Annotated in this window: 5 protein-coding genes; all 5 read right to left on the bottom strand. The window is 59.1% G+C overall.

Features of this window, described 5'->3' with window-relative positions:
• Nucleotides 1-34 precede the first annotated feature (34 nt).
• Nucleotides 35-1,615: a DUF2254 family protein gene (locus NW843_RS10405; RefSeq protein ID WP_414522895.1), complete on the bottom strand. Its 1,581-nt coding sequence runs from the start codon at nt 1,613-1,615 to the stop codon at nt 35-37.
• Between the two features lie 27 nt (nt 1,616-1,642).
• Entirely contained in the window at nt 1,643-3,151 is a 1,509-nt protein-coding gene (gene ftsY, locus NW843_RS10400; protein WP_414522894.1) for a signal recognition particle-docking protein FtsY, read from the bottom strand.
• A 103-nt stretch (nt 3,152-3,254) separates the two neighbouring features.
• Nucleotides 3,255-4,082, bottom strand: coding sequence for a DUF2993 domain-containing protein (locus NW843_RS10395; RefSeq protein ID WP_414522893.1), 828 nt, complete (start codon nt 4,080-4,082; stop codon nt 3,255-3,257).
• Between the two features lie 68 nt (nt 4,083-4,150).
• Nucleotides 4,151-4,618 (bottom strand): hypothetical protein, encoded by a 468-nt coding sequence (locus NW843_RS10390; protein WP_414390857.1) that lies wholly within the window; start codon nt 4,616-4,618, stop codon nt 4,151-4,153.
• A 790-nt stretch (nt 4,619-5,408) separates the two neighbouring features.
• On the bottom strand, nt 5,409-6,053 hold the full coding sequence (locus tag NW843_RS10385) for a M48 family metallopeptidase (protein WP_414399624.1): 645 nt from the start codon (nt 6,051-6,053) through the stop codon (nt 5,409-5,411).
• Nucleotides 6,054-6,141: the final 88 nt, after the last annotated feature.

The following is a 6,141-nucleotide window of genomic DNA, read 5'->3' as shown; positions in this document are numbered from 1 at the left end:
TCCGTCCCGCTTACGCGAAAGGACTCCGTCCCGCTTACGCGAACAGCCTGGCCCAGTCCTCCCGGCCACGACTGAGGAAATAGGCTGCCAAGCGGACTTGGGTTTTGCGGATCCCACGCAGGGTGGTTTCCTGTTGCTCGCTTTCGGGATCCTGATCCAGACGTAACAAGGCTTGCACAATGGCTTCCGTTGTTTCAGAGCCCAGAGCACAGCTCGACTGGGCCAACATTCCCAGATCAAAGCCAAAGGTTTCAGAAAGGACTCCGTCCCGCTTACGCGATAGGAAAAAGAGGCCAGCTTTGTAGGCAATTAAGCTGTAGTAGCGAAAGTAGCCAACAATCTGCAAGACCAGAGCCGACTGGCGGTGTTGTAGGGCTGCCTCGGCCAACAAGCGGTACTGCTTGAGCAGGTTGTAGCCGCTGCGGATGTCTCGCGCGTTGATGACGGCCCGCAGATAGGTATTGAAAAACTTGATCACCCACCCCGCTACCGTGAGTTGTTGGGCTTCCAGGGCGCGGATCCCCAGTTCCAGGCTGTGAATGGCCACCAGGGTGCTTGCCTGGCGCATGCCGTTTAGCCCCTCGGCAAACAAGGCTTGATACTGCCGCAGTATCTTCAGCTCCAGCCAGGATCCCTCTGCCTCAATCTGGCTCAAGAGTCCCCTATCCACCGAAGCAAAGTCCGGATCCCGCCACAGAGCTGGAGTAAGGAGAAACCAGGCAGGGGGCAGTTGTGCTTTGTGAGCGGCATAGAAGACCCACAGAGACTTCAAGCTGTCCAAGGCTTCCAGGAGAATGCTCCCCTCCTGCTGACGGAGAGCACTGGTGGCGATGCTTTTGATCTCATCGAGGGCAGAGAGGCAGCGCTGATGAGCTGGCGAGCATTCGCCCATTGGAGAGTGCTGCTCTGTTGCTATGCCTACGGCACCCTGTATTCCTGCGCATCGCTGTTGCTGCACAACGTTGTCGTGACGAGGCCGCAGTTGCAGTGAACAACGGGAGAAATAGCCCCTCTTGGATCCGGAGTCCGATCCTGATCTCCTGGAAGCAAGGGATCCCAGGATGGCCTGCCGCACTTGCTGCTCAATGGGATGGATAATCGAAGCCGGCTGCAAAAAGTGAGACACGAAGCGAAAGTAGGGGATCAGCATCAAAAACGAAGCTGTGCCCAGCAGCAGATTCAGCCCGACGAGCAACCCTGGAGGGTGTTGCTCCGCAACGCCAACACGAACGTAAAAGCCCAGGGCTGCCGAACTCCACAAACTGACCACATTGGCCAAAATCAGGAAAAAGAAGAGGTAGAAATTGACTTTCTCGCGCAAAAACAGCTCCGTGACCTTTGGCGTGAAGCGATCCGCGCTCAACTGCACCACAATGGCCACCACCGAGAGGGTAAAGCCCAGCACCCCCGACAACACCTGAGCCAAGGTGGTTACAAATTCCTGCAAAGCTTCTGTATCCTGCGTGGATCCCGCCCGAACCAGGTTCAACCCGCTCTGGATCCAGCGGTGCCCACCCCAAGCCCAAAGCAAACCTGCCCCCACCACTGCAGCACTCCAGGGCAGAAAGCGGGGGCGACGCCCAACAAAGCCTGGATCTGTGTGTCTCTCTTTCACAATGGCCCTTCTCAGAGAGGGGGTGCCTCAATACTCGCTTAGAAGAGCTTCCACAAACTCGTAGCTGGAAAAAGGCCGCAGATCTTCTAGCCCCTCGCCGGCGCCGATAAAGCGGATGGGCAGGTTCATCTGCTGCGTAATGGCCAGGGCAATCCCCCCCTTGGCGGTGCTATCCAGCTTAGTCAGGATCACACCGCTCAACTTGGCAGCCTCGGCAAACACCTCGGCTTGGCGCAACCCGTTTTGCCCTTGGGTGGCATCCAGCACCAGAAGGCTTTCTACCTTGGCTTCGGGAGCTTTTTTATCGACGATGCGGCGGATCTTGGCCAGCTCGTCCATCAGGTTTTTCTTGTTTTGCAGACGGCCTGCCGTGTCCACCAACAGCAACTCGGTGCCCCTGGCCTTGGCGGCTGTGATGGCGTCAAAAACCACCGCTGCCGGATCGGCATTGGGAGAGGGATTGGCGATTACCTCTACCCCTGCTCGCTCTGCCCAAACCTTGAGCTGCTCCACAGCAGCAGCCCGGAAAGTATCAGCAGCAGCAATCAGACAGCGGTATCCAGACTTGCGGGCGACATGGGCAATTTTGCCAATGGTGGTGGTTTTGCCCGCCCCATTCACCCCGACAATCAGCCAAATGTTGAGCGTGTCCCGTTGTGGGGCAAAGGTGGGATTCCCCACCGTCAACATCTGCCGCATCTGCTGCTTGAGGTATTTGACGGCCTCCTCTGGGGGCACCACCTCCTCTCGCATGCGCTTTTGTAGGGCTTGGATGATCTGCTCGGTGGCGTCGATCCCCACATCGGCCTGCAGCAACAGGGCCTCAATTTCTTCCACAGCCTTCTGATCCAGAGGGCCGCGGCCTACCAGGGCTTTCAACTGGTTGATCAGGTTAAGGCGGGTTTTGCCCAAGCCTCGCCGCAGCTTTTGCAGCCAGGAGATTTCCTCAACGGAAATCTCTTCCGGTTTGCGCCCTTGAGCCGCCAAGATCTCGGCTGACCAGCGGAAGCCCTCATCGAAGACCAGCTCTTCCGGCCCCGTCTCTGGAGAGGGAGCAACGGCTGCAGTCACCGGCTCGGGTTTGGGCTCATCCACGGCGCTGGCTTGCAGGGCTTGGAGACGCTCAGCAGCACGGGGAGCCAGATCGAAAAACGAGGGAGCTGCCGCCGGCTGCACAGGGGGCGATTCTGGAGATGCTGGTTCTTGTGTTGGAGTGGAGGACTGGACGGGTTCACGGGGTTCTGCTTGGGCAAGTGGGCCGGAGTCCTCAGTCGAGGCCGGTGGCTGTGGCTGGACGGATTCTGCAGGGATCCCTTCCGCTGGCGCAGGTGGGACAGAGTCCTGGGTTGCCGGTGGGGCTTGGGCAGCAGCACGGGCCTTCAGGTTGGCATAGGCGGCTTTGGCAAAAGCCAAATAGTCTTCCGGGGAGATCTCCGCCGGTTCTGTGGCTGGCGCGGGGGCTGGTGGCGAAGACTCCGCTTCACCAGGAGAGTCGGTAGAGTCGGTATAGCGGCGGCGAAACCAATCGAAGGCCATAATCCCATCTCCAGCCTGGCTGATCTTTATCCAGTTTGACAGAGCAGCTCTCCTGCTAGAGCGCAGCCCTGGGGAGCTCATCCCTGCTCAATGGGGATCCCCGTTAGCGGGACGAGGTCCTTTCCAACCCTTCCACCCGCACAAACCCAATCACCTGCAACTGGTCAGGCTCTATCTCTAGGCTGAGCACCCGCATCAGGATCCCAATCTCTTCCAGCTCTTGCAGGTCAAGCACCTCATTGAGCCCGCCCAAAAACGCTGCTGAGATCTCATCGGGAACCCGCACAGAACCGATCACAAACTCCGGATTCTCCAGCTTTAGGCTGCGCCCTTCTTCCACGCGGATCCCAGCGTTGAACACCACCTCCACTGCTCGCGTTAGCGGGACGGAGTCCTTTTGCTCAGTACCGCCGTCTTTCTCCACCAAGAGGGCAGAGAGCTGAATGCGGCTGGGATCCGAAAACTCGACTCGAGGCTGACGCAGATCAAAACGGCGAGCTTCCCTTCCAGCTCCCCCAAAGGGCAGATCGGCGCGGAGATCCTGAAACTGGCGGAGCACCTCTGGCATGTTGAGGGCAGCATTCAAGTCCTCTTCCCGCACCAACACCCGTACCGCCGCTTGCAGGGGTCGCGCCAGGCGCAAGGGAGCCCCCTGGAAAAAAGAGGGGTCAATTGCCACCGGATCGGTTTCCAGCTCCAGAAGCTCGATGCGGGGAAAGGGCGCTCGATAGAGCCCGCGACCGGCAATCAGCAGGCGATCCGCTTGGCCATTCAGCAGTCGGTAATTGGGCTGGCTTTGGATGCGCACCTCCAAAACCTCTGCCCGATCCAACTGATCCAGCAAAAGCTGCCGCGCCGTCTGATCCGCCAGATAGCCCGCTCCTCCTCCCAAGCCCGCCAACAGCCCCAAGAGAACTGCCAGGATCTCCATGATCACTAACCGGATGTGCCCCAACCCAGGTTAGCAAGGGGATCCCTGGCCCACCTTGGGGATCCGGGCTAGCGCATCACCTTGAGGGGGCTGGCCTCAATGGGGCGATTGCCCATAAAGGTTTTGGCAATTTTCAGGCCATCGGCCATTATCGGCCGATTGAGCGCGGGGTCATGGATGAATTTGGCGCCAGAGGCAACCGTTGGGCGTCCCTCCCCCCAAGTGTCCACGACTTTGAGAGTTGCAGCAGTAACTGGACGTCCGTCGGCATAGTAATCCACCACTTTCAGGGTCGAAGCCCCAACCGGACGGTGGTCAATCTCAATTTCGCTGAACTTGACAGGGCTGGGAAACACGGGCGGGCCGGATTTCTCCTCCAGCAGTACCGGCATCTGAGCAGCCGCAGAGGCCCCATCAGCAGGCAGGGGAGCCAGGTTTAGAGCGTTACCCGTTTGCGTTAGCGGGAGGGCGTCCTTTCCCATAGAAGAAGCCTCTTGCTCTGGAAGCGTGCCGGAATGACCATTTGGAACGGCCATAAGAAACTCCTGAGTTGGTAGAGATAATGAACAAAACAGGACGGGAAAGGGCAGGAAGCTAGATCCCAGTGGAGCGCTGCAGAAGAGGGATATCCTTGGCAAGGCTAAAGGTTGGCCTCCCCAAGTTCAAATGAGTGAGACTGAATCTCGAATCTAAAAATATTCTAAACCAAAGTTTGGCATGGGATCCGCCGGCTGTGACCCAACGGTTCCTGAGACGATGCCGGCCAGTCGCGTTAGCGTTGCGCAGCTATGACGTCCTCTTCGCTCCAGCCACCCCCTGGCAAAATCCAAAGCGGACGGTACACTAAGGCTGGAGTGAGTGAGCAAAGTCTATGGCAGGGATCCCCTATTCCTATTGGCGCTGGGCAAGGTGGCCGGCACCGGCTCTGTGGGCGTTGCTGCTTTGGTTTGCTCCTGCAGCTCGAGCTTCTACCCTGGACGCGTCCCCATTTGACCTGAATGTTGTCCGCTCCCGTTCTCTGCCGTGGAGACATCCTCTTCTTGTTCCCGAGCAGAAGGATCCCATCCCATCCGCTCGTGTTGGCGAGACGGAGTCCTGGGCTGAAGTCGAGGTGACAGAGCCTCCTTTCCTAGAGTTCACCCTTGAAGAAAGCAACGCAGCTGTTGCCCTATTCGGCTGTGATTGCCCGGCCCACCTCAACCAGTTGCGGAGACTACGCGGTCTGCCTTTGCTGTGAAGCACAGCTCCACCAGTAACTGTCCCTGACAAAGAAACACAGGGAGCCATCCAGCCGGTCTTGGGCAGAAGAGATCCCCCTGGGCCGAGTTAGGGCAGGACAGGGAGTAGCGGCAGGATCTCAATCTCGGTGCGTTGGGTTTGTTCGGGGGATCCGGAGGGCCAAATGGAGCCGCCGGAGCCGCGGAGTGGAACGGTCTGACCGGCTGGGCTGACCATGCCGTGCTGAATGATGAGCTGGTTGAGGCGGGCAATGCGCTCCGAGACGGGGGGATGGGTGCGCAGGAACTCTGGCACAGATCCGCGGGATTGCAACTTGGCCAAAAATTGCGGCATGCCCTGCGGGTCAAACCCGGCGCGATAGGCTGCCCCCAGACCTTTTTCATCGGCGATAAACTCGTTTTCACGGCTCTGCGGGCGCCGTACTCCCAATTCCAGGGCCAGAGCGGCCAGGGTACTGTCGTTGAGCCCCAACAATTGAGCCCCAAACTGGGCAGTGGCAGCCTGCTGCAGTTGTTGCAGGCCGTGGCGTTCGCCGATGTGGGCCACCTCGTGGGCCAGCACGGCGGCAATCTGGTCGTCGTTGTCGGCGGCTGCGAGGGCACCGGTGGTGATGTAGACAAAGCCTCCCAGTGTGGCAAAGGCGTTGATGTCGGGATCTTCCACCACTTGAAAGGTGTAGGGCAGATGGGGCCGTTCGCTGTGGGCGGCCACCCGTTGGCCAATGCGGTTCACCCGCTCGACCCAGTAGGGATCCGAACTGAGGCGAAGTTGTCCCCGCGCTTTCAGCTAGAAATCGCAGGAGCCCCGCACTGTACCCGTA

Source organism: Synechococcus sp. R5-12, from assembly GCF_047502655.1.
Lineage (GTDB): Bacteria > Cyanobacteriota > Cyanobacteriia > Thermostichales > Thermostichaceae > Thermostichus.
The sequence above is the reverse complement of the archived record's forward strand: the minus strand, read 5'-3'. Positions and strand labels throughout refer to the sequence as shown.

Coding starts and splice junctions, on each gene's coding strand:
- ftsY (WP_414522894.1), bottom strand. CDS start 3,151: ATGGCCTTCGATTGGTTTCGCCGCCGCTATACCGACTCTACCGACTCT.
- NW843_RS10395 (WP_414522893.1), bottom strand. CDS start 4,082: ATGGAGATCCTGGCAGTTCTCTTGGGGCTGTTGGCGGGCTTGGGAGGA.
- NW843_RS10390 (WP_414390857.1), bottom strand. CDS start 4,618: ATGGCCGTTCCAAATGGTCATTCCGGCACGCTTCCAGAGCAAGAGGCT.